At 64.1% G+C, this 16,049-nt stretch carries 17 protein-coding genes and 1 riboswitch; of the genes, 14 read left to right on the top strand and 3 right to left on the bottom strand.

Annotated elements, in window-relative coordinates; translation table 11 throughout:
- Nucleotides 1-2,290: 2,290 nt before the first annotated feature.
- The 5 genes from U1H99_RS27810 to U1H99_RS27790 are packed head-to-tail and all read left to right on the top strand — an operon-like array spanning nucleotide 2,291 to nucleotide 5,913.
- The gene (locus tag U1H99_RS27810) at nucleotides 2,291-2,722 is read left to right on the top strand and encodes a nuclear transport factor 2 family protein (RefSeq protein ID WP_141839142.1); all 432 of its coding nucleotides are present in this window, start codon (nucleotides 2,291-2,293) and stop codon (nucleotides 2,720-2,722) included.
- Between the two features lie 12 nt (nucleotides 2,723-2,734).
- A complete protein-coding gene (locus U1H99_RS27805; RefSeq protein ID WP_141839144.1) occupies nucleotides 2,735-3,253 on the top strand; it encodes an RNA polymerase sigma factor in 519 nt (172 codons plus the stop codon).
- Nucleotides 3,250-4,071, top strand: a complete 822-nt coding sequence (locus U1H99_RS27800) for an anti-sigma factor family protein (protein WP_141839146.1) — start codon at nucleotides 3,250-3,252, stop codon at nucleotides 4,069-4,071. Before U1H99_RS27805 ends, U1H99_RS27800 begins: the two co-directional genes overlap by 4 nt.
- A gap of 56 nt (nucleotides 4,072-4,127) precedes the next feature.
- The gene (gene copM, locus U1H99_RS27795) at nucleotides 4,128-4,511 is read left to right on the top strand and encodes a CopM family metallochaperone (protein WP_370457380.1); all 384 of its coding nucleotides are present in this window, start codon (nucleotides 4,128-4,130) and stop codon (nucleotides 4,509-4,511) included.
- Nucleotides 4,498-5,913 carry a YncE family protein gene (locus tag U1H99_RS27790; RefSeq protein WP_141839147.1) on the top strand — a complete coding sequence of 472 codons (1,416 nt, stop codon included), beginning with the start codon at nucleotides 4,498-4,500 and terminating at the stop codon, nucleotides 5,911-5,913. The genes copM and U1H99_RS27790 overlap by 14 nt, the downstream gene beginning before the upstream one ends.
- A 25-nt stretch (nucleotides 5,914-5,938) precedes the next feature.
- Here the strand turns inward: U1H99_RS27790 and U1H99_RS27785 are convergent, their stop codons facing one another.
- Nucleotides 5,939-6,661 (bottom strand): 2,3-bisphosphoglycerate-dependent phosphoglycerate mutase, encoded by a 723-nt coding sequence (locus tag U1H99_RS27785; RefSeq protein WP_141839148.1) that lies wholly within the window; start codon nucleotides 6,659-6,661, stop codon nucleotides 5,939-5,941.
- Between the two features lie 128 nt (nucleotides 6,662-6,789).
- On the opposite strand from U1H99_RS27785, the gene eno reads away from it, so the two are divergent.
- From eno to U1H99_RS27765, 4 genes are all read left to right on the top strand, one after another.
- Nucleotides 6,790-8,076, top strand: coding sequence for a phosphopyruvate hydratase (gene eno / locus U1H99_RS27780; protein WP_141839149.1), 1,287 nt, complete (start codon nucleotides 6,790-6,792; stop codon nucleotides 8,074-8,076).
- A 20-nt stretch (nucleotides 8,077-8,096) separates the two neighbouring features.
- Nucleotides 8,097-8,723 carry a histidine phosphatase family protein gene (locus U1H99_RS27775; protein WP_141839150.1) on the top strand — a complete coding sequence of 209 codons (627 nt, stop codon included), beginning with the start codon at nucleotides 8,097-8,099 and terminating at the stop codon, nucleotides 8,721-8,723.
- Between the two features lie 128 nt (nucleotides 8,724-8,851).
- Nucleotides 8,852-8,917: riboswitch (Fluoride riboswitch) on the top strand.
- A gap of 64 nt (nucleotides 8,918-8,981) precedes the next feature.
- A complete protein-coding gene (locus U1H99_RS27770; protein ID WP_141839151.1) occupies nucleotides 8,982-10,298 on the top strand; it encodes a voltage-gated chloride channel family protein in 1,317 nt (438 codons plus the stop codon).
- Between the two features lie 8 nt (nucleotides 10,299-10,306).
- On the top strand, nucleotides 10,307-10,681 hold the full coding sequence (locus tag U1H99_RS27765; RefSeq protein WP_141839152.1) for a DUF190 domain-containing protein: 375 nt from the start codon (nucleotides 10,307-10,309) through the stop codon (nucleotides 10,679-10,681).
- On the opposite strand, the gene crcB is transcribed toward U1H99_RS27765, so the two are convergent.
- Nucleotides 10,678-11,064, bottom strand: a complete 387-nt coding sequence (crcB, locus tag U1H99_RS27760) for a fluoride efflux transporter CrcB (protein ID WP_141839154.1) — start codon at nucleotides 11,062-11,064, stop codon at nucleotides 10,678-10,680. The genes U1H99_RS27765 and crcB overlap by 4 nt on opposite strands.
- Nucleotides 11,065-11,135: 71 nt before the next feature.
- Here crcB and U1H99_RS27755 point away from each other — a divergent pair, with 71 nt between their 5' ends.
- Together U1H99_RS27755 and U1H99_RS27750 are read left to right on the top strand one after the other, a co-directional pair.
- Nucleotides 11,136-11,777, top strand: coding sequence for an ABC transporter ATP-binding protein (locus U1H99_RS27755; protein ID WP_229217788.1), 642 nt, complete (start codon nucleotides 11,136-11,138; stop codon nucleotides 11,775-11,777).
- Complete coding sequence (locus U1H99_RS27750) at nucleotides 11,774-12,565, top strand: ABC transporter permease (RefSeq protein ID WP_141839156.1); 792 nt, start codon at nucleotides 11,774-11,776, stop codon at nucleotides 12,563-12,565. The genes U1H99_RS27755 and U1H99_RS27750 overlap by 4 nt, the downstream gene beginning before the upstream one ends.
- On the opposite strand, the gene U1H99_RS27745 is transcribed toward U1H99_RS27750, so the two are convergent.
- Complete coding sequence (locus tag U1H99_RS27745) at nucleotides 12,562-13,458, bottom strand: LysR family transcriptional regulator (protein WP_141839158.1); 897 nt, start codon at nucleotides 13,456-13,458, stop codon at nucleotides 12,562-12,564. The two genes, U1H99_RS27750 and U1H99_RS27745, sit on opposite strands and share 4 nt — an antisense overlap.
- Before the next feature lie 102 nt (nucleotides 13,459-13,560).
- Here U1H99_RS27745 and U1H99_RS27740 point away from each other — a divergent pair, with 102 nt between their 5' ends.
- The 3 genes from U1H99_RS27740 (at nucleotide 13,561) to U1H99_RS27730 (ending at nucleotide 16,047) form a co-directional block, all read left to right on the top strand.
- On the top strand, nucleotides 13,561-14,571 hold the full coding sequence (locus U1H99_RS27740; protein ID WP_141839160.1) for a YeiH family protein: 1,011 nt from the start codon (nucleotides 13,561-13,563) through the stop codon (nucleotides 14,569-14,571).
- 107 nt (nucleotides 14,572-14,678) lie between these two features.
- Nucleotides 14,679-15,404, top strand: a complete 726-nt coding sequence (locus U1H99_RS27735) for a substrate-binding domain-containing protein (RefSeq protein ID WP_323144865.1) — start codon at nucleotides 14,679-14,681, stop codon at nucleotides 15,402-15,404.
- Between the two features lie 16 nt (nucleotides 15,405-15,420).
- Nucleotides 15,421-16,047 carry a uracil-DNA glycosylase gene (locus U1H99_RS27730; protein WP_141839164.1) on the top strand — a complete coding sequence of 209 codons (627 nt, stop codon included), beginning with the start codon at nucleotides 15,421-15,423 and terminating at the stop codon, nucleotides 16,045-16,047.
- The last annotated feature ends 2 nt before the right edge of the window (nucleotides 16,048-16,049 follow it).

Raw genomic sequence — 16,049 nt, 5'->3', positions numbered from 1 at the left:
TATTGTTGCGAACTGAGGACTTGTGGAGCTTCGACAGGCGTTTGTGTCAAACTTTATTCGCAAGCCCAGCGTGCTGAAATCGTTCGCATCATAGGAAGTCTTGTGTCAAACTTTATTGTTTGTTCACAGGAACGGGCCAGCCCAACCAAGGAAATAGATTTCATAATGGCAATAAAATAGAATGGTTCAGAACTAGGACGCACGCCAGCTGGCGCAGCGGGCGTAGCTCAGCGACAAAGTGACGTCAACATCGGAGCCAAGCGGCTGGGCGGATTTGTTGACGATGTTCTGGACAGGTCAAAGATAAGTTCCGCAGGTAAATAGACCAGCGGCCAGAATCGGCACGTTTTCTGTGACACGTCACGGCATCGCAGGCGATCGCTGTCGAGGACGAACGCTGAGGCCCGATGCTGGCATGCCAATACACCCTGGCTGGCCTCTGTCCGCAAAACTAGACGACGGGCCGCGCAAACCCGACGGCTTCGAAAAATTGTCGAGAGACCGACAATGAACAGACGTTGATGTGTGAACGACTGAGTTCGGCTTGGCCAAGCGCTGGCTTTTCGCTAGGATTATGGGAGTCCAGTACCCTGGCGCCAAAGCGAATCAAGAACACTGGCCGCCGAGCTCTTCTGACAGGAGAGAAACGGGCAAAAAAATACCCGCCGGGAGGCGGGTTGAATCTATTTTCCTGGAGGAAGATAGAGGAGACATAAGCATCATGCTGCATCGCACAAGGACTGTCCAATGACGGTTCGTGATACCTGAAATGCGTCCAACCCATGTCTCATACGACTACGCAGCAAACTCGACATTACCAAAAATATTGTCGATTTGAGAGTGTCAAGTTCGAAGTGGATAATATTAAGGAATACGTTAAGATGCTGATGCATCGCATGTTACATATGTCATTACTTCTATAATGTCAGATATTTGGGGCGCCTGTCTTACGCGGTCTCGTCACTCTTCCGTAATGCGGGCTAAAGCTGCGACAACTTTCACTCGACAAGCCGGCCCCCCCTTGAAAGCCGATCGAAAGAGGCTTTACGGCATAACCTGTCATTCTTCGTCCCGAATGACGCCCGAAGTGCCCCCTCCCCGTTCATCCACCCAGCCTTTCGCTGATCGGCCTTAGTAAGGACATGGAACTGGCGCGTTTTCGACGTGGCATCCACATCTCCATTGCCGGCGACGGAGCGCGGCTCGTGTCAAGGCACTTGGACGAAATGAATGCAGAGCATCAGCACTTGATTGCGCCGGGCTTAGGGATCACGAGCGGCGCGGTGGTTGACGGCGCCGTCCGATGGCCTTCCTGTCGTTCTCATCCTCTTCAAGCACAAACAATCTATTTATTTATATAAATATTCCAGGCTGCGCGCGGCCTGAGGCGTCATTATGTTGATTCCGTTGTCGCTCGGCCTGGCAGTCGGCATGATCCTGTCGCTCATAGGCGCCGGCGGAGGCATATTTGCAGTTCCATTGCTCGTGTTCGGAAGCTACATAAGCGTCGCACAATCCGGCCCGATCAGGCTGATGGCCGTAGGGATGGCGGCGGCGCTGGGCGCCATCCTCGGGTTGCGCGCCGGGGTGGTGCGCTACCGTGCAGCGCTCCTGGTTCCCAGCGCGTTCCAAGCGTATTCTTTGGGTAGAAGCTGTCGTACTGCTGGCGTTTGTCGTACTCGCCGCTTGGCTAGCGTCAACGTCGCCTCCCGGCGAACAGATGTGAAGCGTCCGAGTAGTCGTCGCTGATTCACGCTGGATAGCCGGCCCTTACAGCTGTCTTCCACAAATCCGCGCGCCATCGCCGCTGGATGATTCAAAGCGAGCCGGCTTTTACAGCGTCGAGCCACGTTTTCATGTCGCGACGACGATCGCGTGGGCCAGCGGATGCTCGCTATTCCGGTAACGCTGGCCGCGATGCGCGGTACGTCCTGCGCGCTGCCATCGGGGGCAGCCATACCCGAATGAGACGTTGGGCTGCCCACGGTGAGCATGCCGGTCTTGTCCGTGATGAAGGTATCGATTATGAGCAGGTCCCTAATCGCAGCGGCATCGTAAACAGATCGGCACGAGGATCAAGATGAAATTATCGGCTATCGCGTCAGCCGGACGCTGCATCGGCGCACGCCAGCGCAGAGCGTGAGCTAAGCTGCTTCGTTCCACGCCTGCATCGGCAATATACGAAAAAAAGTTGCGCGAGAACGGAATAAAAACACGACCGGACTCGTTTATCCATACGAGAACATGTTTCTCGCGGCCTTTTTTAGCGATATTCTGACTGGAAGCCCATATGACCATCAAGCACATCATCTTCGCAATCGCCTGTACAGGCACCGCCGCACATGCCATGGCCGGCCCGGCGCTGGACGCCGCGCAAGCGCATTTCACCGCAATCGGCGCCGCGGACCGCGCTGCCATCCTGCGCGATTATGCCGACAACGCGCGGCTGATCTGGGTGGGCGGGCCGCTCGACGGCAGCTACGACGGGACTGCATCCATCGGCGCGGTATGGGACAAATTCAATGCCGCCGCCGGCCCTGCGCGCGTTACCGTCCTGAACGCGAGCGAGTCGGCTAATCCGAAAGGCGCTACCGTGACGGCTGCCGTGCAATTCGACGCCAAGGTCCAAGTCAAGGTGCGATACGTACTGACCTACCGCGACGGCAAGCTGGTGAACGAAACCTGGCAGGTCGACCCTAAACTGGCGGCCGGCGGCTACTGAGCCGGCGCGCCGATGTCCTTCGTGCCGGACGATCCCGCCGACCACCTGCTGGCCTGCCTGCCGCGCCTGCGGCGCTATGCCCGTGCGTTGGTCGGCGATCGCGCCGCCGCCGACGACCTGGTGCAGGATACGGTCGAACGCGGCTGGACCGCCCTGTCCGGCTGGCGGCGCGGCAGCGATATGCGCGCCTGGCTGTTCTCGATCATGCACAACCTGCGCGTCGACCAGGCCCGGCGCGGCGCCCTGGACACCGAACCGCTGGACGACGACACGCCGTTGCCGGCCGCGCAGGAACACGTGAGCGCCGGCCTCGAACTGCGCGACCTGGACGCCGCGCTGCGCCTGCTGCCCGAAGAGCAGCGCGAAATCCTGCTGCTGGTCGGGCTCGAGGACATGCGCTACGAAGACGTGGCGCGCCTGCTCGGCGTCCCGGTCGGCACCGTGATGTCGCGCCTGTCTCGCGCGCGCGAGAAATTGCGCGCGTTGATGGACGGCCGCGCGCCCGTCGTTCCATTGAGAGTCGTGAAATGAGCATCCTACCGATCACCGAAGCCGATCTGCACGCCTACGCCGACGGTCGCCTGGCGCCGGCCCGGCGTGCCGAGGTCGACGCCTACTTGGCCGCGCGCCCGGACGACGCCGCGCGCGTGCGGGCGTGGATCGGTCAGAACGACGCGCTGCACGCGCTGTTCGACCCCGTGCTCGACGAACCGCTGCCGGCGCGCCTGGCCGCGCCGCTGCGCGCCCGCCCCGGCCTGCGCGACGTACGGCATTGGCCCTGGCAGGCGCTGGCCGCCGGCCTGGCGCTGGCGCTGCTCGGCGGCGGCGGCGGCTGGAGCCTGCGCGGCGCCGCCGAACGCGATCATCGTCTGGCGTCGATCGAGGCGGGCGCGCCCTTCCCCCAGCCGGCATTCTCGGGCCTGGCACACCAGGCTGCCATCGCCCACGTGGTCTACAGCCCGGACGTGCGGCGCCCGGTGGAAGTCGGCGCCGACCAGGAAGACCAGCTGGTGGCATGGCTGTCCAAGCGCCTGGGCAGCAAAATCCATCCACCGCACCTCGGCAAGCTCGGCTACGAACTGATCGGGGGGCGCCTGCTGCCCGGCGCCAGCGGGCCGGTGGCGCAATTCATGTACCACGACGGCGCCGGCCAGCGCCTGACGTTGTACGTCTCGACCGAGCAGGCGCAGAACAAGGACACGGGCTTCCGGTTCGCCAAGGAAGGCCCGGTCAACGTGTTTTACTGGATCGACGGCAAATTCGGCTATGCGCTGTCGGCCGGCATCGACAAGGGCGAACTCGCGCGCGTCGCGACCGCCGTCTACGAACAACTGGAGGGACCCGTTTGAAACCGATGTATTTGCTTGCCGCCTGCCTGTGGGCCGGCGCCTGCGCCGCCCAGGACATGCCGTTCATGCCCGCACACATGCACGCGCATGCGAGCACGATCGCAAGCGCCGCCCCGCCCGCCTTCGTCGCCAGCAGCGCCAAGCCGTACGCGGCCCTGGCCGACGACGCCATGGCCGTGATGGACGACGACATGCGCCGTGCGCCGATGAACGGGGACCCTGGCCACGACTTCGTCACGATGATGATCCCGCATCACCAGGGCGCGATCGACATGGCCAAGGCCATCCTGGTGCACGGCACCGATCCGGAATTGCGCAACCTGGCGCAAGGCATCATCGCTGAGCAACAAAATGAAATCAATGTCATGCGGGCCTGGCTGCAACGCCACGACGCCGGCACGACCACCCATACCGATAAGGAAGTCCATGCAACGCACTAAATTTGCCGGCACCACCATCCGTGCCGCCGCACTCGCCATCGTACTGGCCGGCGCCCTCACCCCCGCCCACGCCCTCCCAAGCGCCCAGGACCGCGTCTACACCGCCGACCAGAACAGCAACACGGTCTCGGTGATCGACCCGTCCACCAACACCCTGCTGGGCCAGATCCGTCTGGGCAACCTGCGCCCGGACGTGCTCTCGCCGCTGTACAAGGGCGAGGTCAACGTGCACGGCCTGGGCTTCTCGCCGGACCACAAGACGCTGATCGCGATCGCCAACGGTTCCAATTCCGTCACCTTCATCGACACCGCCACGAACAAGGTCAAGGGCGTCACCTACATCGGCCGCTCGCCGCACGAAGGCTTCTTCACGGCGGACGGACGCGAGGTCTGGGTGGTGGTGCGAGGCGAAGACTATATTTCCGTCATCGACCCGGCCACCTTCAAGGAAACGCGTCGCATCCAGACCACCGGCGGGCCTGGCATGGTGATGTTCCACCCGGACGGCAGGCTGGCCTTCGTCGTCTCGAGCTTCAACCCGGTGGTCGATGTCGTCGACGTCAAATCGCACCAGGTCGTCAAGCACATCCCCGTGACCAGCCCGTTCTCGCCCTTCCTGCAATTCTCGCCGGACTTCAAGGAAGTGTGGATGACGCACAAGGACGTGGGCAAGGTCACCCGAATCGACGTCGCGACGCAATCGGTGAAGGGCGTGATCGACACCGGCCTGATCACGAACCACCTGGCGTTCGCGCGCACCCCGGCCGGCGTGCGCGCCTATGTGACGGTCGGCGGCGAGAACGTGGTCAAGGTGTACAGCACCGGCGACGCGCCGGCGCTGGTGGCGACCATTCCCACCGGCGCCCTGCCGCACGGCGTCTGGCGTTCCGACGACGACAGCCGCGTCTACGTCGGCCTGGAAAACGGCGACGGCGTGGACGTCATCGACACCGCCGCCAACAAGGTGGTGGCGCACGCGCCGGTGGGCCAGGCGCCGCAGGCGCTGGTCTACGTCTCGCACGCGGTGCCGGCCGGCGCCGGCACGACCAACCTGGTGCCGCGCGCCAACGCCGAGCCCGTCAACATCGCACTGCGCCCGGCCGGCGGCGGCGCCACCGGCTTCGTGGTGGCGCGCAACCTGGGGCTGACCGATGCGCTGGAGGTGTCGTTGTTTTCCCTGAAGCCGGACACCGTGTATTCGGTATACGCGAGCGGTCAGGCGATGCCGGTGGCGCGCTTCAAGACCAATCCGAAGGGCATGGCAAACGGCACCGCCATCGGCCCGATGCGCGAGGTTGCGAGCGCCCTGTCGGCCAAGGATCCCGGCGCCAGCCGCATCCTGGTGATGGAAGGCGATGCGCCGGCCGACCCGGCCAAAGCCGTCCTGGCAAGCGTGCGCTAGAAACACGGCTCGGCCGCCGGCCCGATCAGAACAGCGAGTGCCGGCCTTCGTCGCTCACGGCCGGCATGTCGTACCGACGGCGCACGTGCATATCCGCGTCGAACTCGTAGACGACCGGCGTGGCGTTCGGCACGTCGAGCGTGGCGATGTCGTCGTCGCTCATTCCTTCCAGATGCTTGATCAGCGCGCGGATGGTGTTGCCGTGCGCCTGGATGACGACGCCCCGTCGCTCGCGCAGCGCCGGCGCCGCCAGCTCTTCCCAAAACGGCCGCACGCGCCGAACCACATCTTCCAGACTTTCGCTCAGCACGATCTCGCCTGCCCGGGCACCGCGGTTACGCGGATCATCCGCATACGCGCGCGCATCTTGCAGCGCCATCGGCGGAGGCGCCACGGCAAACGAGCGGCGCCAGGCGGCGACCTGCGCCGCGCCGTATTCCCGTTCGGCCGTCGCCTTGTTCAGCCCCGTCAGGGCACCGTAATGGCGTTCGTTCAAGCGCGGGTCCGGCACAATCGGCAGCCACATGCGGTCCATTGCTTCGCAGATGATCCATTGCGAGCGGATGGTGCGCTTGAGCATCGATGTGAACGCGACGTCGATCGCCACGCCCGCCGCGCGCAGCGTCGCGCCCACCGCCCGCGCCTGCGCCATGCCGAGCGGCGTGAGGTCGACATCGGTCCACCCCGTGAAGCGGTTATCGGCGTTATAGGCGGACTCGCCGTGGCGGATCAAAATCAGTCGGTGCATGGCGCCTCACTCCTCGGATCGGCTGCGTCCCGGCCGGGTCGCGCGCAACCCCCGGACGAACTGGGATAGAGTAACCGCAAACTTATCCGGGCACGCGTTCGATGCCGGCTTTCACCCTGGAAATTCTTATGAATCCTGCCATTCAAGACATCCATGCGCGCGAGATCCTCGACTCGCGCGGCAACCCGACGGTTGAAGTCGACGTGCGCCTGGTATGCGGCGTCGTCGGTCGCGCCGCCGTGCCTTCGGGCGCTTCGACCGGCATTCATGAAGCCGTCGAACTGCGTGACGCCGAGCCGCGCCGCTACGACGGAAAGGGCGTGAAGAATGCCGTCGCCCACGTCAATGGCGAGATCGCCACCGCCGTTGCCGGCAAGGACGCGACCGACCAGAAAGGCATCGATGCCCTTCTCATTGCGCTGGACGGTACGCCGAACAAAAGCAGGATGGGGGCGAACGCCGTTCTGGGCGTGAGTCTGGCTGTGGCGCGCGCTGCCGCCGCGGCGGCGGGCTTGCCCTTGTTCAGTACCCTGTCCGCGTCGCACGCTCCACGCATGCCGGTACCGATGTTCAACATCCTCAACGGCGGGGTACACGCCAATTGGCAAGCGACCGATTTTCAGGAATTCATGATCGCCCCCGTCGGCGCCCCCACGTTCGCCGAGGGCGTACGCTACGGCGCCGAGATCTACCATCGCCTGCGCACCATCCTCAAGGAGCGTGGTTACAACACGGCGGTCGGGGATGAGGGCGGCTTCGCGCCTATCCTTAAGCGCAACGCCGAGGCCGTCGAATTAATCCTCGAAGCGATCGAAAAGGCAGGCTATCGACCCGGTGACGACATCGTGCTGGCGCTCGATCCGGCGTCGTCCGGCTTTTACGAGGACGGCCTGTACCACCTTCGCAGCGAGGGCCGTAAGGTCGATGCGGCCGGGCTGGTCGACCTGTACGAGGGATGGATCGAACGCTATCCGATCGCCGTGCTGGAAGACGGATTGGCGGAGGACGACTGGGCCGGCTGGCGCATGATGAACAAACGGCTGGGCAAAAAGGTCGAACTGGTTGGCGACGATCTGTTCGTGACCAACGTCAAACGCATCGAACGCGGAATTCAGGAAGACGTCGCCAATGCCGTCTTGATCAAACCGAACCAGATCGGCACCCTCACCGAAACGCGCGCCGCAGTCGAACTGGCCTACCGTGCCGGTTGGGGCGCCATGGTCTCCCATCGCAGCGGCGAAACGGTCGACAGCTTCATTGCCGATATGACGGTCGGATTCGGTACAGGACACCTCAAGACCGGGGCACCTGCGCGCGGCGAGCGCGTGGAAAAATACAACCAGCTGATGCGCATCGAAGAAGCGATGGGTCGAGATGCCTCTTACGCCGGCCGCGATGCGTTCGTGCGCGGGTAGGTTGAAAACAGCTTAGCCCGATGACGCGCCTGGTTACACGCATCGTCGTCGTTCGTCATGGCCACGTCGATGGCATCGATCCGCCGCGATTTCGTGGATGCGCCGAATTCCCGCTCTCCGAACTCGGACGGCGCCAAGCGGAGGCGCTGGGACGGCGCGTGGCGCGTGGCTGGCAGCCGGATGCCATTTACACCAGCAATTTATCCCGTTGCATCGATACGGGCACGGCGATCGAGCGCGCAACCGGCGCGCCTGCAAGCGTTCTCGGCGAGCTCGCCGACATCGACTACGGCCAGTGGCAAGGTTTGACGCACGATCGTGTCGAGTCCTTGTGGCCCGGGCCGGCACGGATGTGGTTTTCGAAACCCGACATGGCCTTGATACCCGGCGGCGAGACGCTCGCACAGGTGTTGGTACGCGTCATGAGTGTCCTCCATTTCGTGCTTTTGAAACACGCCGGCCAGACCGTCGTCCTGGTCGGGCACGACAGCGTCAACCGTGTGCTGTTGTTGCATTGCCTTGGGCTTTCTCTCAGTCATTATTGGCAACTCCGGCAGACGCCTTGCTGCGTGAATGAATGCACGTTCGAGGACGATTCGTTCGTCATCCAACGCATTAACGAAACCGGTCACCTGATTGGCGTTTAAACAAGGAAATGGCGGGAAGACGAGTGGATCGAAGTTTTTACAGCAGGTTAAAAGGTCGAATTCGGCGTCGCCTGCGCTCAGGACGCCGCGCGATGATTTGGCGGAACAAGCAAACCTTGCTATGATTGACTTTAATTGGAGATGGCATTCCTCCCGTAACCGCTCAATCCCGAGCTGATGATGCCTACCTTTCCCGGCCGGGCCGGGAAGGTAGGCGCATGCCTCGATCCGGACCAGCTGGGCTCACTCACTGGACCGATGAAACCTGATCACACACCCGAACAAGTCGAGCTTTTGCATTACATGGCGAAGTGGCTGCTGCTTTCCGTCATCGCGGCCGCACTCGCCGGCTCCGCGTCCGCATTCTTCCTGTTTGCACTCGAGCGCGTCACCCAAATCCGTGTCGCGTCACCGCAGATCATCTGGCTGCTCCCCCTGGCCGGGTTCGCCGTGGGGTGGATCTATCATCGCCTCGGAAAGGATGTCGAGGCCGGCAACAACCTGATCATCGACGAGATCCACGACCCGAAGAAAACGATCCCGCTGCGGATGGCGCCGCTGGTCCTTGGCGGTACCGTGCTGTCGCACCTGTTCGGCGCATCGGTAGGTCGCGAAGGCACGGCGGTGCAGATGGGCGCCACGCTGGCCGACCAAATCGCCCACATGTTGCGTCTGGACCGCGATACACGCCGGGTACTCGTCATGGCCGGCATGAGCGCCGGCTTCTCATCCGTGTTCGGCACGCCCGTGGCGGGCGCGATCTTCGGCCTGGAAGTACTGGCGATCGGCCGCATGCGCTACGACGCGATCCTGCCCTGCATCGTCGCCGCCATCGTCGCCGACCGCGTGGGACTATGGTGGGGTATCCACCACACACATTATGTGCTCGGCGCGGTACCGGCTGTCGGTACGACCGGCCTGGTTGCGGTCGTCGTCGCCGGCATCGCGTTCGGCATGGCAGGCATGCTCTTCGCGACGCTGACGCACACGTTGAGCGACACGGCCAAGCGCCATGTGCCGTACGGTCCGGCACGCCCCCTGCTGGGCGGCGCAATCGTCGCCCTGGCGGTCTGGCTGAGCGGGACACAGCGCTATATCGGTCTCGGCATTCCGGTCATCGTCCAGGCGTTCCAGCAGCCGCTGGGATTCGAAGACTCGATCGGCAAACTGGCGTTTACCGTCGTCTCACTCGGCAGTGGCTTCAAAGGCGGCGAAGTGACGCCGCTGTTCTATATCGGCGCCACGCTCGGCAACGCCCTGGCGCCGTTGCTGCACCTGCCTTTCCCGCTACTGGCCGCGCTCGGCTTCGTCGCCGTGTTCGCCGGCGCCGCCAACGTGCCGCTGGCGTCTACCGTCATGGCCATCGAACTGTTCGGCGGCGAGATCGCGCCGTACGCAGCGCTCGCCTGCGTCGTCAGCTACCTGTTCTCGGGGCACACCGGCATCTACCGCGCCCAGCGCATCGGCCGGGCCAAGCACCGGCGCGCGCTTCCCGAGGACCTGCGTCTGTCCGAACTCCATGCCTACCGTGCGCGCGAACGCGCGAGGCCGGCAGCGCAGCGTCCTGAACAGTGAGCCACACGATGAACGATTTTGCCGTCCTGCGCCTGTACATCCCGATGTCGGCCCGTGCCCGCGCCACCCGTCTGTGGCACCATCTCAGTCCCCCGCAGCTCGCCCACCAACTGCTGACGCAGGCACGCCGCGCCGGCATCCGCCAGGCGTTGCTGTTCCATGTCGGCAGCGGCTACCTGCCGGGTGAGAAGCCATCCCACGCCCACGTGGAAGGAACGGCAGGGCGCCACCCGCAATGCGTCGAACTGGTCGATACTGAAGAAGCGCTTCGCGCGTTCCTTTTCGAACACCATGCGCAACTGCACGCGGTGCAGGCCGTGCTGTTGCGATGCGAGCTGCCGCTCGCAACCGAGGGCAAGGCGACGCACGCAAGCGCCGGTTAGCGGCGCATCAGTAATGCGGCCGTCCCCATGCCGAGCGTGCACATGACAAGCGAACCGGCAACGTGCAGCAGCACTGCACCGGCTGCCATGGCCAAGCGGCCGGCGCGCAGCAGGATCACCGCCTCGCCGGCGAAACTCGACATGGTCGTCAAGCCGCCAAGGAAGCCGGTGACGACGAACAACCGGATCTCGGGCGCGAGTGACGGCGTTTCGGTTAGCCAAGGTATCGCCACCCCGATGATGTATGCGCCCACCAGATTGACAAGCAGAGTACCGGGTGGAATCTCCGGAAACAGCGAATTCAAAGCCACGCTCGTCCACCAGCGCACGAGCGCTCCCAGCGCAGCGCCGGTGGCGACTGCGAATACGGAAGAAAACTCCATCGATGTCCCATTTGTAATGTACCTTGCCACCTTAACACGGCACTATGGGCAGCCGCACCCGGCTATACTCCATGCCCATGTCTTTCCATTCCCTTGCTCGTTTCGATCCATCCGTTCGTCTTGCACTGCGTGCGCTATGCTCGGCACATGCCGGCCCGGTCGACCTGGACCTGGGGCGAGGCGAATGCATCGCCATCGTCGGTGAATCCGGTTCCGGCAAGAGCGTGTTGCTGCGCATGATCGCGGACCTGATTCCCAACGAGGGCACGGTGCTGCTGGACGGCGCACAGCGCGCAAGCTGGACGGCGCCGGCATGGCGTTCGATGGTAGTCTATCAAGCAGCCGAGCCGGCCTGGTGGGACGCGACCGCGCGCGCGCACCTTCCGGCATCGGAGCAGAAGCGGGCGCAGGCACTGGCCGATGCGCTGAAACTGCGGGCCGCTGCGCTTGATACCGACCTGGAGCTGCTGTCGACCGGCGAACGCCAGCGCCTCGCGCTCATCCGTTCCCTGGCTTGCCGGCCCCGTGTCCTCCTGCTAGACGAGCCCGCTTCGGCGCTCGACGCCGCCTCGACCGCAGCTCTCGAAGCCCTACTGCGTTCGGAACTCGAACGAGGCACGTCGGTGTTGGTCGTGACGCATTCAGAAGAACAGGCCGAGCGCCTCGGGCAGCGGTGCCTGCGTATGGCGAGCGGCCGGCTCGAGGTGGCATGAGCCAGATTGCACTGTCGGCGTCGGACATGGCGCTCGCGGCCAGTCTGGTCGTATTCGATGCGGCGGTTTCGATCGCCTTCGGCCTGCGCCTGCATCGGCCCTTGCTTGTCGCCAGTCTGAGGATGGTGCTGCAGTTGCTGCTCGTCGGCCTCGTGCTGCGCATCGTATTCCGTTCCGACGCGCCGGCGCTGACGCTGGCCATCGCCTGCCTCATGATCGCCGCTGCCGCGCGCGAAGTCGCAACGAGGCCGACGCAGCGCCTGGCCGGCTGGGGCAACTACCGTATCGCGGGCGCAGTGGTAGCGCTGTCGAGCCTGGCCACGGTGGTGCTGGCCCTGATGACGGCCATCCGCCCCACGCCCTGGCACGACCCGCGCTATGCCATCCCGTTGATGGGCATCGTGCTGGGCAGCGTGCTAAATTCGGCAAGTCTGGCCCTCGACGCTTTCCTCGGCGGCGTGGTTGTGTCGCGCAATCAGATCGAAGCCCGTTTGGCCCTGGGTGCATCCTTGCGCACAGCGCTTGCGCCGCTGATGCGCGATGCGGTGCGTAAAGGCCTCATCCCGGTCATCAACCAGATGTCCGCGGCGGGTATCATCACGCTGCCGGGGATCATGACCGGCCAGCTCCTCGCCGGCATGGATCCGCTCGGCGCCGTCGAATACCAGATCCTGTTGCTGTTCCTGCTGGCCGGGAGCAGCGGACTGGCCGCCGGCGGCGTGGTCTGGCTGGCCAGCCGCGCACTTGGCGACGACCGCGACAGGCTGCGGCTGGACCTCTTGGCTTAGTTATCCGGCCGCTTCCTGGTCCGCACCATGTCTTCGAAGGCGGCGACGGCGCGGCTGCGATGCCGCTGGGCGTGGCGCAGCATCGAGAAGCTGCGCGCCGGGAGCGCGCAGTGCGCCCGTGCCAGCAAGCCGGCCTGCACATGCGGCGCCACGACCAGTTCCGACATCGCGGTGGCAAACGGTCCCGCCATGACCGCACTGCGCACCGCCTCATTTGAGGGAAGTTCGAGTGCGATCTGCAGATTGACGACCGCCACGTCGAGCGCGGCGAGTCCGGTCTCCAAAGCGGACCGCGTGCCCGAACCGGCTTCACGCAAAATCCATTGTCCAGCTTCCAGTTCTCTGGCCGTCAGCGTCCTGCCGTCGGCCCAGGGATGATCGGACGCAACCACAACCACCATATTGTCTTCGCCGACAGTCTCCTCCTCCAGGCCGGTCGGTTCTATGTTTCCCTCCACAAAACCGAGATCGGCGCCGCCTTGCAGCACGGCCTCGGCGACGCTCTCGGTATTGCCCGCTTCCATGTGCAAATCGATTCCCGGCCATGCTTGGCGGAAGCGTACCAGCAAGGCCGGCAGCCAATAGCTGGCGATGGTCTGGCTGGCGTGGATCGTTAGCGACCCGCGTCTGAGCTCGCCCAAATCGGCCAGCGCCGCCTCGGCTGCCTGGGCGCTCGCGAGCGCGCGGCGTGCTTCGACGAGAAAAATTCGTCCCGCGTCGCTGATTTCGATGCGCCGGCCGACACGGTGAAACAGCGCCGTTCCGTATCGCTCTTCCAGCGACTTGATGGAAGTGCTGACCGCCGAAGGGGTCAGGAAGAGAACGGCGGCGGCCTGGGTAAGGTGCTGGCGTTCGGCGACCTCGACGAATATACGCAACTGATCCAATGTCATCGTTCAATATTTTAGAAAGATATGTTCGTAATTTTAAAATAGACCAAACAATTCAGTACAGCGATACTTATTACATCGACGTATATGAATATGAGAAAAATAATGAAGAATCAAGTGAACAATTTGTCCGCCGCCGTTCCCGGCCTGTTGCTTTGTGCTGCGGTGACGGCAGCTGCCTATCTGCTCGAAGTGGCCGAAACCCACGTGTTCGGCCGCGCTTGGCTCGAAAGCCTGGTGCTGGCCATTCTCATCGGCACCGGTATCCGCACCCTGCACCGCCTCGACCCGCGCTTCGATCCAGGCATCCATGTCGGCGCCAAACTGCTGCTCGAGATCGCGGTCGTGCTGCTGGGCGCTTCGGTCAGTGCCGGTGCGCTGCTGGCCAACGGCCTCGGCCTCATCGGCGGTATCGCGGCGGTGGTCGTGGTTGCGATCGTGTTCAGCTATTTCATTGGGCGCAGCGCGGGCCTGCCGCAGAAGATGGCGATCCTCATCGCATGCGGCAATTCGATTTGCGGCAATTCCGCGATCGCTGCAGTGGCGCCGGTGATCGATGCCGACGGCAAGGACGTCGCCGCCTCGATCGCCTTCACCGCCGTGCTTGGCGTGGGCGTCGTATTGGGCCTGCCGCTGCTGGTAGGACTGCTGTCGTTCACCCCGGTGCAGTATGGCGTGTTCGCCGGCTTGACCGTCTATGCGGTGCCGCAAGTGCTGGCGGCGACCGCATCGGTATCGGCCGCGAGCGTCCACATCGGCACCCTGGTGAAACTGGTGCGCGTGTTGATGCTAGGTCCGGTCGTGCTGGTCTTGTCGATGTTCGGACGCGGTAGCGGCCGGGCACGCCCTGCGCTGTCGCACCTCGTGCCGTGGTTCATCGTCGGTTTCCTGCTGCTTCTGGTGCTGCGTTCGATGGGCTGGATTCCGCAGGCTGCACTGGCGCCTGCCCACGACGCGGCGAACTTCCTGACCATCATGTCGATGGCGGCCCTCGGACTGGGCGTCGATGCCCGCGCCGTACTGCGTGCCGGCGCCAAGGTGGCCTCGGTGGTAATCGGCTCACTCGCAGGATTGGGCGTGGTCAGCTTTGCTCTGATCAAGTTGCTGGGTGTATAGGCACAGCGCCCTCTTCCCGACTTATATTTATGCCAACTAAAAAAAGGAAAAATCCAATGAAATCATATCTCTGTCATAACACCGCTCGCCGACTCGCTGCAGGCGCGATGTTCGCGCTCATGACAGGCATCGCCTGTGCCGCACAGCCGGTACTGGTGTACGGCCCCGGCGGTCCCGCGCCGGCGATGAAGGACGCGGCTGCCGCCTTCGAGCAGGAGCACGGCATCAAGGTGACAGTGACGGCGGGCCCGACACCGGGCTGGATCGAACGCGCGAAGCAGGATGCCGACGTGATCTACAGCGGCTCGGAAACCATGATGACGGACTTCACCGTTGCGATGGGCGGCCGCATCCAGGAAGCCAGCATCACGCCGCTCTACCTGCGTCCGCTGTCGATCCTGGTTCGTCCGGGCAACCCGAAGCATATCCATGGCGTCGCCGACCTCGTCAAACCCGGCGTGCGCATCCTGGTCGTCAACGGGGCTGGCCAGAATGGCGTTTGGGAGGACATGGCGGGTAGGAAAGGCAATCTCGATACAGTGCGCAAGATCCGCACGAACATCGCCAGCTATGCTGCCAACAGCGCGATCGCGCGCGACACCTGGACCAGCCGCAGCGACATCGATGCATGGCTGATCTGGAACATCTGGCAGGTCTCCAACCCCAAACTCGCCGACGTCGTGTCGATCGAACCGGATTACGCGATCTACCGCGATGCCGGCGTCGCCCTGACCGAGCACGGCAGCGGCAACCCGGCTGCGAAGCAGTTCGTCGATTTCCTGCAGTCGCCGCAGGGCAGCGCGATTTTCACCAAATGGGGATGGCAAAAATGACGGCGCGCGTCCTGCCATGACCGGGCAAGCGCAGGAACGCAATCTCGACGACCCGGAGGAAGTTACGCGCCGCTACCGCGAACGCCATACCGCGCCAGTGGCTGCGCTCAACCGCTGGGTCGAAAGCCACGCCGGCGGCATGCGCGAGATGCCGTGGTTCGATCCGCGCGATGGCGGCACCTTCGCCCGCATCCTGGTCCTGCTGGAAGCGCCGGCGCGCCAGGCGATGCGGCCGCGTTTCGTGTCGCGCGACAATCCCGGTCCGGCGCAGCGCAACCTCAAGCTCTTCCTGGCGCAGGCCTGCGTGGCGCGCGAAGAGACGGTGATCTGGAACACGGTTCCCTGGCTGCCGCCGGTCGATGGCCCACCGATGCAGCTGCGCGCCGGCGACATCCGCGCCGGCATCGCGCTGCTCGACGACGTCCTCGGATTCTTGCCGGAGCTGCGCGTCGTGGTGTGCGCGGGACGCACGGCCAGGCGCGCCGAAGCGTCCATCCGCGCCAGCCGGCCCGATATCCAGGTGCTGTCGATGCCACATCCGAGTCCGCTCGCTGTCTGCGCCGGCCCTCACGTAGCGCGGCAGATCGTGGACACGCTGGCGCAGGCGCGCGGGGTTGCCGGCGCCTGGCGCCGTACCACCTAAGC

This window comes from Massilia phyllosphaerae, assembly GCF_034659755.1.
Lineage (GTDB): Bacteria > Pseudomonadota > Gammaproteobacteria > Burkholderiales > Burkholderiaceae_D > Telluria > Telluria phyllosphaerae.
Note: the sequence above shows the minus strand (reverse complement) of the source record. Positions and strands in the feature narration are given on the sequence as shown.